Genomic DNA, 17,572 nt, shown 5'->3' with positions numbered 1-17,572 from the left:
GATAGGCGTTCTTGGCGGGGTCGGGGTGGCCGTTCAAGATGGAACAGCCGGGGCGTAAGCATACGCCATTGCCCAGTGCGTTTGGACAAATTGTGCGGGAGAAATGTTGCTATTTGTCCGCTGACGCGACCAGGGCTTTCATCGCCTGCCAGTGCTGGCTGGCCAAGGGGACGCAGGCAGGGCAGGGCGTGGCGGCGATCAGGCTGCGGATCTGCTGCGCGCGTGCCGCCGTTTGCGGGTGTGAGGAAATCCATCCCGGTACGCTGGCCTTGTCCTTGTCGTCGAGTTTCTGGAAAAAGCGCAGCATGCCGTCCGGGCGGATCTGCGCGCGCTGCAAGGCCAGCAAACCCAGGCGATCCGCCTCTTCCTCCATGTCGCGGCTGAAATACAGGGTGCCGGCCTGGTGCGCCAGCATGGCGGCCACGGCGCTGATGTCGCCGATGGTTACGGCCACCAGGGCGCCCCAGCCCAGGCTGCTGATCATTTGCCGCAGCGAATGGCGCTGCTCCACGTGCTGCACTTCATGCGCCAGCACGCCGGCCAGCTCGCCCGGATCCCCCGCCTGGCGCAGCAAGCCCATATGTACGACGATGATGCCGCCCGGCATGGCAAACGCGTTGACCGTGTCGTCCTGCTTGACGAGCCAGCGGTACTGGTAGCGCGAACCGGTCGTCAGCTGGCGGCCGATTTCCTGCACCGTTTGCTGCGCCACGCCGCTCTCGCTGATGCCGCCTTGAGCGCGCACTTGCGCCAGGGCCAATTCGCCCAGCTGCTTTTCCGTGGACAGGGGAATCAGCCCCGCCAGTGCGCCGACGGCATGGCCGCCTTGCCACCACAGCAGGGCGGCCGCAACGACGGTGGCGCCCGTCAAACCGAGCAGCCAGCCCGACACCTGCCGCCGGTTGCGCTGGCGCTCGCCCCACAAACGCTGCAGTTGCGGTTGCAGCGTCGCCGGCGCTTCGCGCAAGACGATGGCGATGTCCTGCGCGCCGAGCGGTTTCAGCGACGCTTGCCGTCCTTGTTCGTCGAGCCAGTTCAGGAACAGCTCGGGCCCATCGACGCCGCCGACGCTGACGACCACTTGCGCGATATCCATGCTGAGCCCTGGCGCGTCGATGGCCAGCTGGTTGCCGAAGAAATATGCGCTGACGGGCGTGCCGGCCGAACCACCCTCGGGGCCAGTCAGCAGTGCCTGGAAGGGCGTCATGCGGCGGCCTCGGCAAAGCGGCTTTCGTACAGGGCCGCCATCAGGTCGGACTGGCTGATGATGCCGGCCAGGCGCTCGTCCTCGTCGAGGATGGGAATATGGTGGTAGCCGGCGTCGGCCATCAGGGGCACGAGGTCGATGATGGGCGTGCCCAGGCGGGCCGTGTGCGGCGACGGCGTCATCAGCTGGCCCACCACTTCCGGCTTGTCGCCGTGGGACAGGCCGCTGCGCTGCAGCAAGCCGCGCAGCCGCTGGCGCATGCCTTGATAATCGTCGAGGCCGCCATGGCGCAGGAAATCCGTCTGCGTGATGATGCCGATGACGCGGCGCGCCCGGTTCAGCACGGGCAGGGCGCCCACCTGGTGCTCGCGCATGGTACGCCAGGCAACATCGAGCGGCGTGCCGAATTCCACGCTGAGCACATCCCTCGACATGATGTCGGCGCAGGTGACGACGCCGAAACGGCGCTGGTAGGCGCGCATTTCCGTTTGCAGGAAGATGGCTTGCAAATCGTCGCGGCTGATGTCGAGCACTTCGCTGTGCTGGCGCAAGACGGCATCGAGGTCATCCGGCGAAAAGCCCAGGCGGTTGCTGGGCACGTCATCCCGGGTGGCGTGCGGATGCGGTGCCACCAGTTGCTGGATGTGCGGGTAACGACGCCCCGTCAGATTGTTGTACAGCACGGCGCAAGCGACCAGCACGGCGGAATTGAACAGCACGGTGATGAAGACGAACTCAAAGCCGGCCGCATGCACGCTGGCGCCGCCGACCACGGTGGTGAGCGCCACGGCGCCGCCCGGCGGATGCAAACAGCGCAGGGCAAACATGGCGCCGATGGCCAGGCAGGCGGCCAGCGCCGCCACGCCCACGCTCGATCCCAGCCACTTCACGCAAGCCATGCCCACCAGGCCGGAGACGACATTACCGCCCACCACGGACCACGGTTGCGCCAGCGGGCTGGCCGGCAGGCAGAACAGCAGAACGGCCGAGGCGCCCATGGGCGCGATCAGGTAGACACTGGCGCTGTCGGGGGCCAGCAGGAAGTGGCAGATGAGTCCAGTGAGCAACAGACCGCAGATGGCGCCCGCGCAGGCGCGCAATTGTTCGCGGCGGCTGCCGTTGTTTGGTTGCGGCAGCCAGCGTGCCAGGAAAGAAGTCGTCATGGGGAGGGCGCGTTCGGGCCGCGTTGCTCTGTGTGAGCCCGATATTATCCCATGCGTTCCATTTCGCTGCCTGCGGGGATTAATCCCCGGCGCAGACGGCGTGCAGGCCGTGCCGCGCCAGTAAGTTTCTGGCCGCCGCGATGGCGGTCGGTTCCCGCTTGCTGCTGGCGCAGGCATGGATGTCCTTGAGGACCTTCGCCGCATCTTTGACCGTGACGGCGGCCATCAGCTCGGCCAGGTTGCGGTCGGAAAAGTGTTCATGCAGCAGGGCCAGCACGGCGAAATATGCCGTGTCTGGCATGCCGCTGGGATAGGCGCTGCACAGCATGCGCGCGGCGCCGGATAGCGTTGGGGGTAGGCTGTCTGGCATGTTCAAGCGGCTTATCCTTGGCGTGCTTATACGTTTTTCGCATAAGCACAGTGCAATTAAATGGTGGATATTTCCTACAGGTACGCATATTCTAGACAATCATGCCCGCTGGCAGCTGTTCAGCTGGCTTCACGATCTCTCTCAGGAGTCCCGCATGCGCGTTTCCCGTTTCGTTTCCCTTTTCTTTGCCAGCCTGCTGCTTGCCGGCACCGCCGTTGCCGCCGCCCCCACACCGGCCAACCTTGTCGCCACGCCGCATTTGCCGTACAACGCGGCGGCCGACGCCAAGGCCGACGTGGCCCGCGCGCTGGCCGAGGCCAAGGCGGCGCACGTGCCGGTCCTGCTGATCTTTGGCGCCAACTGGTGCGAGGATTGCCGCGCGCTCGACAAGGCCTTGAAGGAAGGCAAGAATGCCGAGCTGATGCAACAGCAGTTCAAGGTCGTCAAGGTCGACGTGGGTAACTTCGACCATAACCTTGACGTGGCGCAAGCCTATGGCAATCCGCTCAAGAAAGGCATTCCCGCTGCCGTGCTCGTCTCCAGCGACAACAACCAAGTGCTGTACGCCACCAAGGGCGGCGAACTGGCGAATGCGCGCCGCATGAGCGAGAGCGGCATTTATGATTTCTTCAAGCAAGCGGCAAGCGTGAAAGCGCCGGCGATTTAAGCGTTTCCCAGCACCCTTAAAACTCTTCCCACGCATCGCTGGCCGACGCCGTCGGGCGCGCTGCGGGTGCCGCTGCCTTGGCCCGTGCCGGGCGGACCGGCTTGGGCAGCGCCGGCTTGCCGGCCGGCTGCTGCGCGGCATGCGCGGTTTCTTCCAGCTTGAAGACGCTGACGACCTGCGCCAGCCGTCCCGCCTGGTCTTGCAGGGACTGGGCTGCCGCCGCCGCTTCTTCCACCAGGGCCGCATTTTGCTGGGTGGCGTCATCCATCTGCGTGACCGTGGCATTGACTTGCGCGATGCCCTGGCTTTGCTCCTGGCTGGCCGAAGCGATTTCTCCCATCAGGTCGGCGACTCTTTGCACGGAGACGACGATGTCTTGCATGGTGGCGCCGGCCGAGTCGACCAGCTTGCTGCCCGCGTCCACCTTGCTGCCCGAGTCGACGATCAAGTCCTTGATTTCCTTCGCTGCCTGGCTTGACCTCTGCGCCAGGTTGCGCACCTCGGTTGCCACCACGGCAAAGCCGCGTCCCTGTTCGCCCGCCCGCGCCGCCTCGACCGCCGCGTTCAGCGCGAGGATATTGGTTTGGAAGGCAATGCCGTCGATCACGCCGATAATATCTGCTATCTTGCGTGAACTCTCCGTAATCGCACCCATCGTCTGCACGACTTGTCCGACTACTTCGCCGCCCTTGACGGCGTGGCTTGAAGCCGACACCACCAACTGGTTGGCCTGACGCGCGTTATCCGCGTTCTGTTTCACGGTCGATGTCAGTTCTTCCATGGCCGCCGCCGTCTCTTCCAGGCTTGACGCCTGGGCTTCCGTACGCGCCGACAGGTCCAGGTTGCCCGACGCGATCTGGCTCGATGCGCTGGCAATCGCCCCGGTACTGTCGCGAACTTCGCGTATCGTCACGTTCAGCGACGCGACGAAGCGGTTGAAGGCGGCGGCCAGGGCGCCGACCTCGTCTTCGGATTCGACGGGCATGCGGCGGCTCAAGTCGCCGTTCCCGCTGGCGATCTCGCTGAGCATGTCGGCCGCGCGCGCGACGGGGGCGGCGATGGCGCGGCTGATGACATAAATGATGAGCAGGGCGATGCCGCCGCCCACCAGGCCGGCGATCAGGGCAGCGATCAGGGCCGAACGCGTGACGTTGCCCAGCACTTCCGCTTCCGGCACCTCGGCCATCACATACAGATTCAATTCCGGCACGAAGGAGGCGGCGACGAACTGGCGTCCCGCCGGCGCGTCGTAGATGGCGTACGCGTACTTGTTGCCCGTCAGCAGGCTCTTGCTCAGGGTATCGCTAAAGCCGGGCAAATCCTTGAGCAGATGCTTGCCGTCGGCCAGGGCCGTGTCGCGGTGCACCAGCAGCACGCCGTTGGCGCGCGCCAGGTAGACATGGCCCGTCTGGCCGATCTTGTAGCTGCGGATGGTGTCGGCCAGTGCATTGATGGACAGGCCCAGGCCGGCCGCGATCTGCTTGCCGCCCGCCGTCTGGCCGCGCGCATTCAGGTACAGCATCAGGTCGCTGGAGTTTTCCGCCTTGTCGATGTCGAGCGTATAGGCCTTGTCGCCGGCCAGCAAGCCATAAAACCACTGGTCGGCGGCCTGGTTCTTGTCCAAGGTGCGCAGCAAGCCTTCCGTGGTGAAATACTTGCCCGTGCTGGCCGACGCCCAGTTGATCGAGGCGGCCTTGTTCTTTTCCTTGACCACGGCGGCGTAGCGCTGGAAGGTGGCGATACCGCTGTCGGGCAAGCCGGCGTCTTCCCAGTCTTGCAGGTAGACATCGTTGGCCATGGTCTGCACCACGGACAGGGGCTGGCTGATCTGGCGCAGCACATCGTTGCGGATCTCGCCCACCTGCGCCGGCAATTCCTGGCCGACGACGCGTTCGCGCACGTAATCGCTGCTCATGCGCACGCTGAGAAAGGACGAGATCGCCATGAAGAGCAGCAGGCACAAGCCCATGCTGAACAGGAGTTTTTTCTGGATGGAGAGACGGCGGAGCAGTGACATGGAAGACCTTGAATGATGGCCTGCACAATCGGCAGAAAAGCGGGCAGGCAAGCCTGCAGTATACCGGCCGGGCCGTGCGTTTCACTGCACCATTGCTGCTTTCAGGCTATTTATGTTGCAATGCGGCAACGTAAGAGGCAGGCAATCATGCCGATTTTTCATGCTTGTTCGCCATGCGGGGAAAATGGGTCAAGCAGGCAAGCCGTGGGCGATCAATTCCAGCGGCAATTCCGTGCTGCACTTGATTTGTTCCATGGAGAAGGCGGACGACACGCCCGTCAGCTGCACCGCCTTGATGAGCTTTTTATAGAAGGTGTCGTAGCCCTTGATGTCGGTGGTAACGACTTTCAGCAGGTAGTCGATATCGCCGCTCATGCGGTGAAATTCCTGCACCTCGGGCAAGACGATGACGGCGGCGGCGAAACGGCGCAGCCATTTTTCATCGTGCTGGCCAGTGCGCACGCTGACGAAGACGGTCACGGGCAAACCCACTTTTTGCCGGTTGACGATGGCCACGCGGCTTTCGATATAGCCCTCTTCCTCCAGGCGCTTGACCCGCTTCCAGCACGGCGTGCTCGACAAGCCGATCTTCTCGCTGAGGGCGGCGATCGACAAGGTGCCATCCTGCTGCAGGGCGGCCAGGATGGCGCAGTCGAATTTGTCGAGCGGGCTGTTTGGTGAATGCATTTTACTATTCCTATTTTTATAGCATGAACATGCTACATATTACCGTGTTTGCAGTGTCTTTTGGCATATCTTCACGGACGGGTGCCGGTAGACTGTTCATACGTTCCAGCCGCCAGCGCTGCCCCTTTATTTATAGAATCCCCAGACTGCCATCATGAAAGAAATCTACCTCGACAGCAATGCCACCACTTGCGTGCTGCCCGCCGCCGTTGCCGCCGCCCGGCAAGCGATGGAGCAGGGCTATGGCAATCCCAGCAGCACCCACGCGACGGGATTGCAGGCCAAGGCCATGATGGATGGCGTGCGCCAGCGCGCCAGCGGCCTGCTGGGCGTGGGCGACGGCCGGTTTATGTTCAACAGCGGCGCCACCGAAGGCATCCAGACGGCCGTGCTGTCGGCCCTGTGCGCGCTGCGCGAACGGCGCGACGCGGGCAAGCGCATCGGCAGCCTGCTGCTGTATGGCGCGACCGAGCACAAGGCCGTGCCGGAAAGCCTGGCGCACTGGAACCGGCTCCTGGGCCTGAACCTGGAAGTGCGCAAGCTGCCTGTCGATGCGCAGGGGCGCCACGATCTGCAGGCGCTCGATGCGCTGATCGGCGATGCGGCCATGCTGTGCACGATGGCGGCGAATAATGAAACGGGCGTCGTCAGCGACTTGTCCGCCATCGCCCAGCTGCTGCAGGAACGGGGCGCCGATGCCTACTGGATGGTCGATTGCGTGCAGGCGCTGGGCAAGCTGAAGCTGAACCTGGCCGCCACGCGCATCGATTACGCGCCGTTTTCCGGCCACAAGCTGTATGCGCCCAAGGGCATCGGCATGCTGTATGTGCGCGCCGGCGCGCCGTTCACCCCTCTGATGATGGGGGGCGGCCAGGAAGCGGGCCTGCGCTCGGGCACGGAAAACATGGCCGGCATCGCCGCCCTTGGCGCCGTGCTGGCCGCGCTCGACGATGGCAAGACCTTCCGCAGCCACGCCGACCTGGCTGCTTTCCGCGAGCAGCTGGTGGCCAGCCTGGAACGCGCTTTCCCCGGCATCGTGTTCAATATGCCGTTCGACTTGTCGCTGCCGACGACGCTCAATTTTTCCGTGCCCGGCTTGTCCTCGAAAGAGCTGCTGGACCTGTTCGACGCGGCGCGCGTGCGCGTCAGCTCGGGCAGCGCCTGTTCCGCCGCCAAGGCCCTGCCCAGCTATGTGCTGGAAGCGATGCACGTGCCGCAATGGCGCGCCAGCTCGGCCATCCGTTTGTCGTTCGGCCCCCTGATCGATGCGGCGACGGTGACGGCCGCCTGCGCGCGCATCGAGCGCTGCGGCGAAGCGCTGCGCAGCAGCTGTTTGCTGCCATCGGCGCTGGCGCCATCGCCGCAGGACGGCGTGATCCAGCTGAGCGTCGATGGCCAGTGCACCTGGCTGCTCAGCGACGCTGCCAGCGCCAGTTGCGTCGTCATCGATCCCGTCGCCGCCCTGGTGCCGCGCCTGGCCGCCTACATCCGCTGCCAGCACCTGGCCTTGCGCGCCATCGTGCACACGGCCGCCCCGGCCGACCATGGCGTGGCGCGCCTGGCCTTACTGCAGGAACTCGCCATCGAACAGGTGGGCCGCATCGATATCGACGGTGAGCTGGCACTGGGCCAGCAGCGCCTGCGACGCGTCGAGTGTGGCGAAAACCATGTGTATCTGCTGGAGCAGCGCTTTGCCTTCATCGGTGCCCTGGCGCCCGAGGCGCTGACGCCCTTGCTGGATGCGGCGCTGGTGACGCAAGACACCGTGCTGTGCGCGTCAGGCGACGATGGCGGCATTTGCGGTACCGTGCGCACCGTACGGGACGGTATCGTGCCGAGCGCCGAACTGCAGCTCGATGCGGCCGCTTTGCCCGCCTTCCTGCGCCAGCATCCCGACGCCATCCTCGTCGACGTGCGCGAAGCGTATGAACACGCGGCGTGCGCCGGCACGGTATTTGAGGGCTGCGCCGTGCACAGCCTACCGCTGAGCCGCCTGGCGGGACAGGTGGCTGAATGGTTGCAGCAGCCGCAGCGCCCGCTGGTCTTTTTCTGCCGCAGCGGTAACCGCAGCGCGCGCGCCGCCGCCTGCCTGCGCCGCCTCGGTCACGGCGCGGCATGGCAGCTCAACGGCGGCATGGCGATGGCGGAGGCGACGCGTCACCCGCTGGCTATCGCTGCCTGAGCGGCTTGAACTTTCTTCCTTGAAATATTGCACCGTGTCATCATTGGCACGGTGCCGCTACTCCTTTTCCTCTGTTCATTTCCTCCAGGAATCTTTCTCCCGTTTCACTCGCTGATTTCTTTGCCGGCACGCCCCTAAAGCGCCGGGTATGTACGCTAGCGCACGGTCTTGCGCGCAGGGCGCCCCTACGATGAAGTTGAGAAAATCTCCCTACACCCTGAGATTCGTCGCAACGCTCCGGCGCTTCGCTTTCCGTCTTCGCCAGTGTCCGATCGTGTTCTTCCAGACTGGGCCAGCGTGACGGCGGCCGCTGGCTGCCTGCGCGCACCTAGCGAGGCCAAGTTGAAAGAGTACACAGCAGTTGTCACGCAGCAGATCAAGGAACAGATTTCAAAAGTTAAAGAAATCTTCCGCGACCATTCCCTTGCACCGGAGACCTTCGACGCCGCGCGCGACGATGCCTTGCCCTTGCGTTCCGAATTATTCAGCGCCATGCAGATGGCGGCCCACGGCAAGCACGTGGCCGCCGGCCATGCGGTAGGACGACACCATGGGCGCGACCGCCTGCTGGCGCGCCTGGCCGACAATGCGGCCCTGATCACGGCCACCGTCAACGAGCTGACGGCGACCGTCAAGAGCGGACGCCAGGTCACGCCCGCCTCGGAATGGCTGCTCGATAATTTCTATCTGATCGAAGAGCAGATCCGCACCACGCGGCGCCACCTGCCGAAGAACTACAGCAAGGAGTTGCCACGCCTGACTTCCGGCGCGGACGCTGGCTGCCCGCGCGTGTACAAGATCGCGCTGGAAATCATCTCGCACGGCGATGGCCGCGTCGACCTGGAAAACCTGTGCCACTTCGTCGAGGCTTACCAGGACGTGGCCACCTTGACCCTGGGTGAGCTGTGGGCCGTGCCCATCATGCTGCGCCTGGCCCTGATCGAAAACCTGCGCCGCGTCGCCGCGCGCGTGGCCGACGACCGCATGCAGCGCGACCTGGCCAATACCTGGGCCGACCAGATGACGGAGATCGCCGAGCGCAATCCCAGCGGCTTGATCCTGCTGGTGGCCGACATGGCCCGTTCGAACCCGCCCATGACCAGCGCCTTCGTGGCCGAATTGTCGCGCCGCCTGCAGGGGCAAAGTTCGTCGCTGACCCTGGCGCTGTCGTGGCTGACGCACAAGCTGGCCGAGTCGGGCCTCACCATCGAGCAGCAGATCCAGTCCGAAATCGGGCAACAGGCGGCCGACCAGGTGTCGATCGCCAACAGCATCGGCAGCCTGCGTTTTCTCGGTACCATGGATTGGCAGGAATTCGTCGAGACCATGAGCGTGGTCGAGCAGACCTTGCGCCTCGATCCGGCCGGCACCTATGGCTTGATGGATTTCGCCACGCGCGACAGCTACCGCCACGCCATCGAACGCATCGCTAGGCGCAGCGCGCGCAGCGAAGTGGAAGTGGCCGAGATGGTGGTGCAGCTGGCGCACACGCATGGCAACGGCAATGACGCGCGCCGCGGCCACATCGGCTTTTACCTGGTGGGGCGCGGCGTGCTGGTGCTGGAAAAGCAGGCCGGCGCGAAACTGCCCTTCATCGAGGCGCTGCAGCATACGGCGCGCGCGGCGCCGCTGGCCGTCTACCTGGGCGCGATCTCGTTCCTGACCCTGGCGACGAGCGCCTTGCTGCTCGAGCGCGCCGTGCGCCATGGCGTGCAGGGCTGGCCCCTGGCGGCGCTGGGCGCGCTGGCGCTGCTGGGCAGCAGCCAGCTGTCCGTGGCCGTGGTGAACTGGCTGGCGACCCTGATGACGTCGCCGCATCCGCTGCCGCGCATGGATTACCAGGCCGGCATTCCATCGGATGCGCGCGGCATCGTCGTCGTGCCGACCCTGATCTACAGCGAGGACAACGTGGCGGCTCTGTGCGAGGCGCTGGAAGTGCGCTATCTCGCCAACCGCGACCCGAACCTGCGCTTTTGCCTGCTGACGGACTTTGTCGACGCGCAGGCGCAAACGATGCCGGGCGACGACGCTCTGCTGCGCCAGGCGCAGGACATCATCCGCGGCTTGAACGAGAAATACCGCGTGGAGGGTGTCGCGTTCAAGGAAAACGGCGATCCGGCCGGCCACGAGGAGCTGGGCCATGTGGGGCCGTTCCTGCTGCTGCACCGTCCGCGCCTGTGGAATTCGCAGCAGAATACGTGGATGGGGCAGGAGCGCAAGCGCGGCAAATTGTCCGACCTGCACGCGTTTTTGCGCGGCGGCGCGCGCGACAAATTCTCGCTGGTGGAAGGCGAATTGCGCGGCCTGCGCACGATCAAATACGTGATCACGCTCGACACGGATACGCAGTTGCCGCGCGATGCGGCGCGCGAATTCATCGCCACCATGATGCACCCGCTGAACCGCCCCGTGCTGGACGCGGCCGGCACGCGCGTGGTGGCCGGTTACGGCATCCTGCAGCCGCGCGTGGCCGTGGCGCTGCCCAGCGCGAACGCTTCGCGCTACGAGCTGCTGTGCGGCGGTGAGCCGGGCATCGACCCCTACACGCGCACCGTGTCGGACCTGTACCAGGATGTGTTTTATGAAGGCTCCTTCATCGGCAAGGGCATCTATGACCTCGACATGTTCGAGCGCGTGCTGGGCCAGCGCCTGCCCGACAATAAAATCCTCAGCCACGATTTATTGGAAGGCTGTTACCTGCGCGCCGGGCTGCTCAGCGACTCGCAACTGTACGAGGAATATCCGGCCCGCTACGACGCCGACGTGAGCCGGCGCCAGCGCTGGATACGCGGCGACTGGCAGCTGCTCGGCTGGCTGCTGGGCCGGGTGCCGGGCCGCGCCGGCAAGCGCGAACGCAATCCCCTGTCGATGCTGTCGCGCTGGAAGCTGTTCGACAACCTGCGCCGCAGCGTCGTGGCGCCGGCCACCACCTTGTCGCTGCTGCTGGTGTGGGGCTTTTTGCCGCACGTGGCCTTCTGGAGCGCGGCGGTGCTGGCCATCATCTTCCTGCCGCCCGTGTTTTCCGCCCTGTACGATTTGCTGCGCAAACCGCGCGACACCCTGTGGCGCCAGCACCTGGCCGCGTTCGAGCGTCGCTGCGGCGTGCAGTTTTCGCACGCCATGCTGACCCTCGTCTTCCTGCCGTACGAAGCGTGGATCAGCCTGGACGCCATCGCGCGCACCCTGTGGCGCCTGGGCGTCTCGCACAAGCACTTGCTCGACTGGCGCGCCTCGAACCTGCACACATCGTCAGGTTCGCAGGCCGACAGCTGGCGCGCCATGTGGTGCTCGCCCGCGCTGGCGCTGGCCGCCTTTGGCGGCTTGCTGGCCTGGCGCCCGCAAGCCTTGCCGGCCGCCGCCGTGGTACTGCTGTTGTGGCTGGCCGCACCCGCCATCGCCTGGTGGATCAGCCGCCCCATCGAGCGGGCCGTGGCGCGCCTGTCGGCCGAGCAGGGACGTTTCCTGCATGGCGTGGCGCGCAAGACCTGGGCGTATTTCGATACCTTCGTCGGTCCCGATGACCACTGGCTGCCGCCCGATAACATGCAGGAGCATCCGAACCTGGTGGTGGCGCACCGCACCTCGCCGACGAATATCGGCCTGGCGCTGCTGGCGAATTTGACGGCATACGATTTCGGTTACCTCACCCTGGGGCAGTTGATCGAGCGCAGCCGCGCCACCCTGCACAGCATGGGCGAACTGGAACGCTTCCAGGGCCACTTCTATAACTGGTACGACACGCAAACGCTCAAGGCGCTGCAACCGATGTACATTTCGACGGTCGACAGCGGCAACCTGGCCGGCCATCTGCTGACCTTGCAGCCGGGACTGGTGGAACTGTACGACGCGCCCATCATCGGTGTGCAGGTGGTGCAGGGCATCCGCACGACGGCGCAGGTGCTGCAGGAATTCATCGCCGCCGAAGGCGAGGGCAAGGCCATGCGCGACAGCATGAGCCTGCTGCAGGCAGCGGCAAATCCCGCCACTCTGGGCGAATGGCATGCCTACCTGGGCACGGTGAATGGCGCGGCCGACGCGCTGCTGTCGCTGACCCTGCAAAGCGAGGATGGCGAACTGTCCATGTGGGCGGGTGCGCTGGCGCGCCAGTGCCGCGCGGCGCTGGCCGAATTGCTGCAACTGGCGCCGTGGGCGGGGCAGGCGGATGTCGATGCGGCGCTGATGCGCGTGCCGACCCTGCGCGAACTGGCTAACCTGGAAACACCGGAAGGCCTGCCTGGCGAGCTGGCCGCCTTGCTGGCGCAAGGCCGCGACCAGGCAGGACGCCACATGCGCGACATCGCCCACGCGGCGGGCCAGGCGCGCGACTTTGCGCAGATCGAATACGCGTTCCTGTACAACCCGTCGACAAAACTGCTGGCCATCGGCTACAACGTCAGCGAACGGCGCCTGGATCCCAGCTACTACGATTTATTGGCCTCCGAAGTGCGCCTGGCCAGCTTCATCGCCATCGCCCAGGGGCAGCTGCCGCAGGAGCACTGGTTCGCGCTGGGCCGCCAGCTGTGCATGGTGGCGGGGCAGCCCGTGCTGCTGTCATGGAGCGGCTCGATGTTCGAATACCTGATGCCGCTGCTGGTGATGCCGAATTATCCGAACACCCTGCTCGATCAGACGTACCACTCCGTCATCGAGGCGCAGATCGATTACGGACGCCAGCGCGATGTGCCGTGGGGGATTTCCGAGTCCGGCTACAACACGGTCGATGCCAGCCTGAATTACCAGTACCGCGCGTTTGGCGTGCCGGGGCTGGGCTTGAAGCGGGGCCTGGCCGACGACCTGGTGGTAGCGCCGTACGCCAGCATGATGGGCCTGATGGTGCAGCCGGAAGCGGCGTGCCAGAACCTGCAGCGCATGCAGGCGGCCGGCTACATGGGCCGCTACGGCTTCTTTGAAGCCATCGATTTCACCACGGCGCGCCTGCCGCGCGGGCAGGGCAGCGCCATCATCCGCTCCTTCATGGTGCACCACCAGGGCATGGGCTTTTTGGCCCTCAGTTACCTGCTGCACGACCGCCCGATGCAGCGCCGTTTCGAGTCCGATCCGCTGCTGCAATCGGCCTTGCTGGTGCTGCAGGAACGCACGCCGCAGGCCGGCGCGTTTTACTCGAACACGGCCGAACTGGCGGTGCTGCGCAGCGGCGCGCCGGAGCAGGCCATGCCGATGCGCATCCTCACGCAGGCCAACAGCGCCGTGCCGGAAACGCAGCTGCTGTCGAATGGCCGCTACCACGTCATGGTGAGCAATGCGGGCGGCAGCTACAGCCGCTGGAAAGACCTGTCCGTGACGCGCTGGCGCGAAGACAGCACGCGCGATAACTGGGGCAATTTCTGCTATCTGCGCGACCTCGACGACGGCGCCGTCTGGTCCACCATGTACCAGCCGACCCTGGCCGAACCGAAGAAATATGAAGTGATTTTTTCGGAGGGGCGGGCTGAGTTCCGCCGCGCCGATCACGGCCTGGACCTGTACACGGAAATCGTCGTCTCGCCCGAGGACGACATTGAAATCCGACGCACGCGCATCAGCAATAATTCGAACCGCCAGCGGCGCATCGAGATCACCAGTTTCTCCGAAGTGGTGATGGCGCCGGCGGCGGCCGATGCGGCCCATCCCGCGTTCAGCAAGCTGTTCGTGCAGACGGAAATCCTCGCGCATGAAAATGCGATCCTGTGTACGCGCCGGCCCCGCTCGAAAGACGAGCAGATGCCGTGGCTGCTGCACGTGATGACCGTGCACGATATCGAGCGCTACGAAGTCTCGTTCGAGACGGACCGCGCGCGCTTCATCGGCCGCGGCAACACGGCGCAATTGCCGCTGGCGCTGCAGGAAAGCGGGCCGCTCAGTGGCGGCCACGGTTCCGTACTGGACCCCATCGTGGCGATCCGCTACGTCATCACGCTGGCCCCCGATCAGGCCGTGACGGTCGACAGCGTGACGGGCATGGTCGAGCAGCGCGAGGCGGCACTGCACCTGATCGACAAATACCAGGACCGCCACCTGGCCGACCGCGTGTTCGAACTGGCCTGGACGCACAGCCAGGTGGTGCTGCGCCAGTTGAATGCCAGCGAAGCGGACGCGCAGCTGTATGCGCGCCTGGCTAATGCCGTGATCTATCCGAATGCGGCCCTGCGCGCCGAGGCCAGCATCCTGATCAAGAACCAGCGCGGCCAGTCCGGCCTGTGGGCGTATGCCATTTCCGGCGACTTGCCCATCGTGCTGCTGCAGATACGCGATTCGGCCAATATCGAGTTGGCGCGCCAGATGGTGCAGGCGCATGCCTACTGGCGCTTGAAAGGCCTGATCGTCGACCTGGTGATCTGGTATGAAGAGCAATCGGGCTACCGCCAACTGCTGCACGACCAGATCATGGGCCTGATCGCCTCGGGCATCGATGCACAGGCGATCGACCGCCCAGGCGGCATCTTCGTGCGCCTGGCCGAGCAGATCGCCAATGAAGACCGCATCTTGCTGCAATCGGTGGCGCGCGCCATCATCAGCGACTTGCGCGGCACCCTGGCCGAGCAGGTCAAGCGCCCGCCCAGCCCCGTGCTGCGCATGCCGCCGCTGCTGCAGGACCCGGCTCGCGAGCATGGCGGCGTGCCGCACCGGGCACCAAAGCGCGAGCTGATCCTGGAAAATGGCTTGGGCGGTTTCACGCCCGATGGACGTGAATATGTGATCACCACGGGAGAAAATAAACAGACGCCGGCGCCATGGTCGAACGTGCTGGCCAATGCGCAATTCGGCACCGTGGTGTCCGAAGCCGGCCAGGCGTATACCTGGAGCGAAAATGCGCATGAATTCCGCCTCACGCCATGGCAGAACGACCCAGTCTCCGACCTGTCCGGCGAAGCGTTCTATGTGCGCGATGAGCAGAGCGGCCAGTTCTGGTCGCCCTCGTCCCTGCCCGCGCGCGGCAGCGGCGACTACGTCACGCGCCACGGCTTCGGCTATAGCGTGTTCGAGCACAGCGAAGGGGGCATCGCCACCGAATTGTGCACCTATGTGGCGCTCGATGCGGCCGTCAAATACTCTGTCATCAAGGTGCGTAACGACAGCGGCGTACCGCGCCGCCTGTCCGTCACGGGCTATGTGGAATGGGTGATGGCCGACCTGCGCGCCAAGTCCGGCATGCACGTGGCCACCGAAGTCGATACGATCAGCGGCGCCCTGTTTGCGCGCAATAACTACAACACGGAGTTTTCGGGCCGGGTCGGCTTTTTCAATACGGATGCCAGCATCCGTTCCATCACTTGCGACCGCAATGAATTCATCGGCCGCAATGGCAGTCTGGCGCAGCCAGCCGCCTTGCGCCGCGTGCGCCTGTCCGGCAAGGCGGGCACGGGATTGGACCCGTGCGCAGCGATCCAGGTACCGTTTGAACTGCAGCCGGGGCAGGAGCGCGAAATCGTTTTCCTGCTCGGCGTGGGCGGGCGCCGCAATGCGGACGCCAGCACCATGGTGCAGCGCCATGCGGGCAAGGAAGCCGCCCGCATGGCGCTCGACGCCGTGCGGGCGCACTGGGACAGCACCCTGGGGGCCGTGCGCATCGAGACGCCCGATCCATCGCTCGATGTGATCGCCAATGGCTGGCTGATGTACCAGACCATCGCCTGCCGCCTGTGGGCGCGCAGCGGCTATTACCAGTCGGGTGGCGCCTACGGCTTCCGCGACCAACTGCAGGATGCGATGGCGATGATCCACACAGCGCCGCAGCTGCTGCGCAAGCACTTGCTGCTGTGCGCGGCGCACCAGTTCGTCGAGGGCGACGTGCAGCACTGGTGGCATCCACCGTCGGACCGGGGCGTGCGCACTCACTGTTCCGACGACTATCTGTGGCTGCCGCTGGCTACTTGCCGCTACGTGATCGCCACGGGCGACGTCAACGTGCTGTCGGAAGTGGCGCCCTTCATCGAGGGGCGCGCCGTCAAGCCGGAAGAGGATTCGTATTACGACCTGCCCGTGCGCTCGGGCGAGTCGGCCGACCTGTACGAACACTGCGTGCGCGCCATCCGCCACGGTTTGCGCCTGGGCGTGCACGGCTTGCCGCTGATCGGTTCCTGCGACTGGAATGACGGCATGGACAAGGTGGGCGAGCATGGCAAGGGCGAGAGCGTGTGGCTGGCCTTCTTTCTGTATGAAGTGCTGCAGCGTTTCGCCGAAGTGGCCGTGCTGCGCGGCGATGCGCCGTTTGCCCAGTTCTGCCGCGATGAAGCCGTGAAGCTGGCGGCCAACGTCGAGGAACATGCGTGGGATGGCGAATGGTACCGGCGCGCGTATTTCGACGACGGCACACCATTGGGATCGCACACGAACGAGGAATGCCAGATCGATTCGATTTCGCAAAGCTGGGGTGTGCTGTCGGGCGCGGCCAACAGGGAACGGGTCGCCGGCGCCATGCGCCAGGTCGATGCACGGCTGGTGCGCCGCGATTCGGGTGTGATCCAGCTGCTCGATCCGCCGTTCGATAAGTCCAGCCTGAATCCCGGCTATATCCGCGGCTACGTGCCGGGCGTGCGCGAGAACGGCGGCCAATACACGCATGCGGCCATCTGGACGGCGATGGCGTTTGCCCGCCTGGGCGATGGCGAAAAAGCGTGGGAACTGCTGCGCATGATCAATCCCGTGCGCCACGGCGTTGACGCGCAGGCGGTGCAGCGCTACAAGGTCGAGCCCTACGTGGTGACGGCCGACGTGTATGCCGTGGCGCCCCACGTGGGACGGGGCGGCTGGAGCTGGTACACGGGGTCGTCGGGCTGGCTGTACCGGCTGATCGTCGAATCCCTGCTCGGTTTGACGCGCGAAGCGGACGTGCTGCGCATGGTGCCGGTCATGCCCGCAGAGTGGAACAGCTTCAAGCTGCATTACCGCTTTGGCGCCAGCAGCTATGCCATCACGGTGGAACAGGCGCAGGGACGGCCTGCGGGCTTGTCGCTCGATGGCGTGGCACAGGGTGGCAACAGCATCGCCCTGCGCGACGAGGGCCGCGAGTACGCAGTGCTACTGCTGGTTTAGTCTTGCAGCCGTACATGCCACGTATCGTATTCGGGCCGGCGCCTGCCAAGCAGCAGGATCAGGCCGGCGCCCAGCAACAGCAGGTCGCGCGTGCGTACGGCGGGCTCGGATTGCGTTGCGAGCTGAGGGGGCGTAGGTGCCGCCGTGGCAGCGGGCAACTGGCTTGCGCAGGCGGCCAGGCACAGCGCTGCCATCTTTCCATTCAAATGCATAGATTCCTCAAGAAAGCGCGGTGACCACCAGGTG

General features: G+C 65.2%; 9 protein-coding genes. 3 read left to right on the top strand and 6 right to left on the bottom strand.

Going from position 1 to position 17,572, the window contains the following annotated elements; translation table 11 throughout:
- Positions 1 to 109: 109 nt before the first annotated feature.
- The 3 genes from O0879_RS25975 to O0879_RS25965 form a co-directional block, all read right to left on the bottom strand.
- A complete protein-coding gene (locus O0879_RS25975) occupies positions 110 to 1,207 on the bottom strand; it encodes a M48 family metallopeptidase (RefSeq protein ID WP_289919501.1) in 1,098 nt (365 codons plus the stop codon).
- On the bottom strand, positions 1,204 to 2,370 hold the full coding sequence (locus tag O0879_RS25970) for an HPP family protein (RefSeq protein ID WP_289919499.1): 1,167 nt from the start codon (positions 2,368 to 2,370) through the stop codon (positions 1,204 to 1,206). The genes O0879_RS25975 and O0879_RS25970 overlap by 4 nt, the downstream gene beginning before the upstream one ends.
- 79 nt (positions 2,371 to 2,449) lie before the next feature.
- On the bottom strand, positions 2,450 to 2,740 hold the full coding sequence (locus O0879_RS25965) for a DUF3349 domain-containing protein (protein ID WP_289919497.1): 291 nt from the start codon (positions 2,738 to 2,740) through the stop codon (positions 2,450 to 2,452).
- Between the two features lie 154 nt (positions 2,741 to 2,894).
- On the opposite strand from O0879_RS25965, the gene O0879_RS25960 reads away from it, so the two are divergent.
- On the top strand, positions 2,895 to 3,407 hold the full coding sequence (locus O0879_RS25960) for a thioredoxin family protein (protein WP_289919495.1): 513 nt from the start codon (positions 2,895 to 2,897) through the stop codon (positions 3,405 to 3,407).
- Between the two features lie 16 nt (positions 3,408 to 3,423).
- Here O0879_RS25960 and O0879_RS25955 read toward each other — a convergent pair whose 3' ends face one another.
- Together O0879_RS25955 and O0879_RS25950 are read right to left on the bottom strand one after the other, a co-directional pair.
- Positions 3,424 to 5,424 carry a methyl-accepting chemotaxis protein gene (locus O0879_RS25955; RefSeq protein ID WP_289919493.1) on the bottom strand — a complete coding sequence of 667 codons (2,001 nt, stop codon included), beginning with the start codon at positions 5,422 to 5,424 and terminating at the stop codon, positions 3,424 to 3,426.
- A 189-nt stretch (positions 5,425 to 5,613) separates the two neighbouring features.
- Positions 5,614 to 6,111, bottom strand: a complete 498-nt coding sequence (locus O0879_RS25950) for an Lrp/AsnC family transcriptional regulator (RefSeq protein WP_289905822.1) — start codon at positions 6,109 to 6,111, stop codon at positions 5,614 to 5,616.
- Between the two features lie 154 nt (positions 6,112 to 6,265).
- Between O0879_RS25950 and O0879_RS25945 the strand changes: the two genes are divergently transcribed.
- Together O0879_RS25945 and O0879_RS25940 are read left to right on the top strand one after the other, a co-directional pair.
- Complete coding sequence (locus O0879_RS25945; protein ID WP_289919491.1) at positions 6,266 to 8,293, top strand: aminotransferase class V-fold PLP-dependent enzyme; 2,028 nt, start codon at positions 6,266 to 6,268, stop codon at positions 8,291 to 8,293.
- A gap of 342 nt (positions 8,294 to 8,635) precedes the next feature.
- Positions 8,636 to 17,326, top strand: a complete 8,691-nt coding sequence (locus O0879_RS25940) for a glucoamylase family protein (protein ID WP_354670200.1) — start codon at positions 8,636 to 8,638, stop codon at positions 17,324 to 17,326.
- On the opposite strand, the gene O0879_RS25935 is transcribed toward O0879_RS25940, so the two are convergent.
- Positions 17,323 to 17,538, bottom strand: a complete 216-nt coding sequence (locus O0879_RS25935) for a hypothetical protein (RefSeq protein ID WP_289919489.1) — start codon at positions 17,536 to 17,538, stop codon at positions 17,323 to 17,325. The genes O0879_RS25940 and O0879_RS25935 overlap by 4 nt on opposite strands.
- Positions 17,539 to 17,572: the final 34 nt, after the last annotated feature.

It is taken from the genome of Janthinobacterium sp. SUN120 (assembly GCF_030397735.1).
Taxonomy (GTDB): Bacteria; Pseudomonadota; Gammaproteobacteria; order Burkholderiales; family Burkholderiaceae_D; genus Janthinobacterium; species Janthinobacterium kumbetense.
The sequence above is the reverse complement of the archived record's forward strand: the minus strand, read 5'-3'. Positions and strand labels throughout refer to the sequence as shown.

Excerpts from the sequence above, each read along its gene's own strand:
- O0879_RS25970 (WP_289919499.1), bottom strand. The coding sequence starts at position 2,370 with ATGACGACTTCTTTCCTGGCACGCTGGCTGCCGCAACCAAACAACGGC.
- O0879_RS25955 (WP_289919493.1), bottom strand. The coding sequence starts at position 5,424 with ATGTCACTGCTCCGCCGTCTCTCCATCCAGAAAAAACTCCTGTTCAGC.
- O0879_RS25975 (WP_289919501.1), bottom strand. The coding sequence starts at position 1,207 with ATGACGCCCTTCCAGGCACTGCTGACTGGCCCCGAGGGTGGTTCGGCC.
- O0879_RS25960 (WP_289919495.1), top strand. The coding sequence starts at position 2,895 with ATGCGCGTTTCCCGTTTCGTTTCCCTTTTCTTTGCCAGCCTGCTGCTT.
- O0879_RS25965 (WP_289919497.1), bottom strand. The coding sequence starts at position 2,740 with ATGCCAGACAGCCTACCCCCAACGCTATCCGGCGCCGCGCGCATGCTG.
- O0879_RS25950 (WP_289905822.1), bottom strand. The coding sequence starts at position 6,111 with ATGCATTCACCAAACAGCCCGCTCGACAAATTCGACTGCGCCATCCTG.
- O0879_RS25935 (WP_289919489.1), bottom strand. The coding sequence starts at position 17,538 with ATGCATTTGAATGGAAAGATGGCAGCGCTGTGCCTGGCCGCCTGCGCA.
- O0879_RS25945 (WP_289919491.1), top strand. The coding sequence starts at position 6,266 with ATGAAAGAAATCTACCTCGACAGCAATGCCACCACTTGCGTGCTGCCC.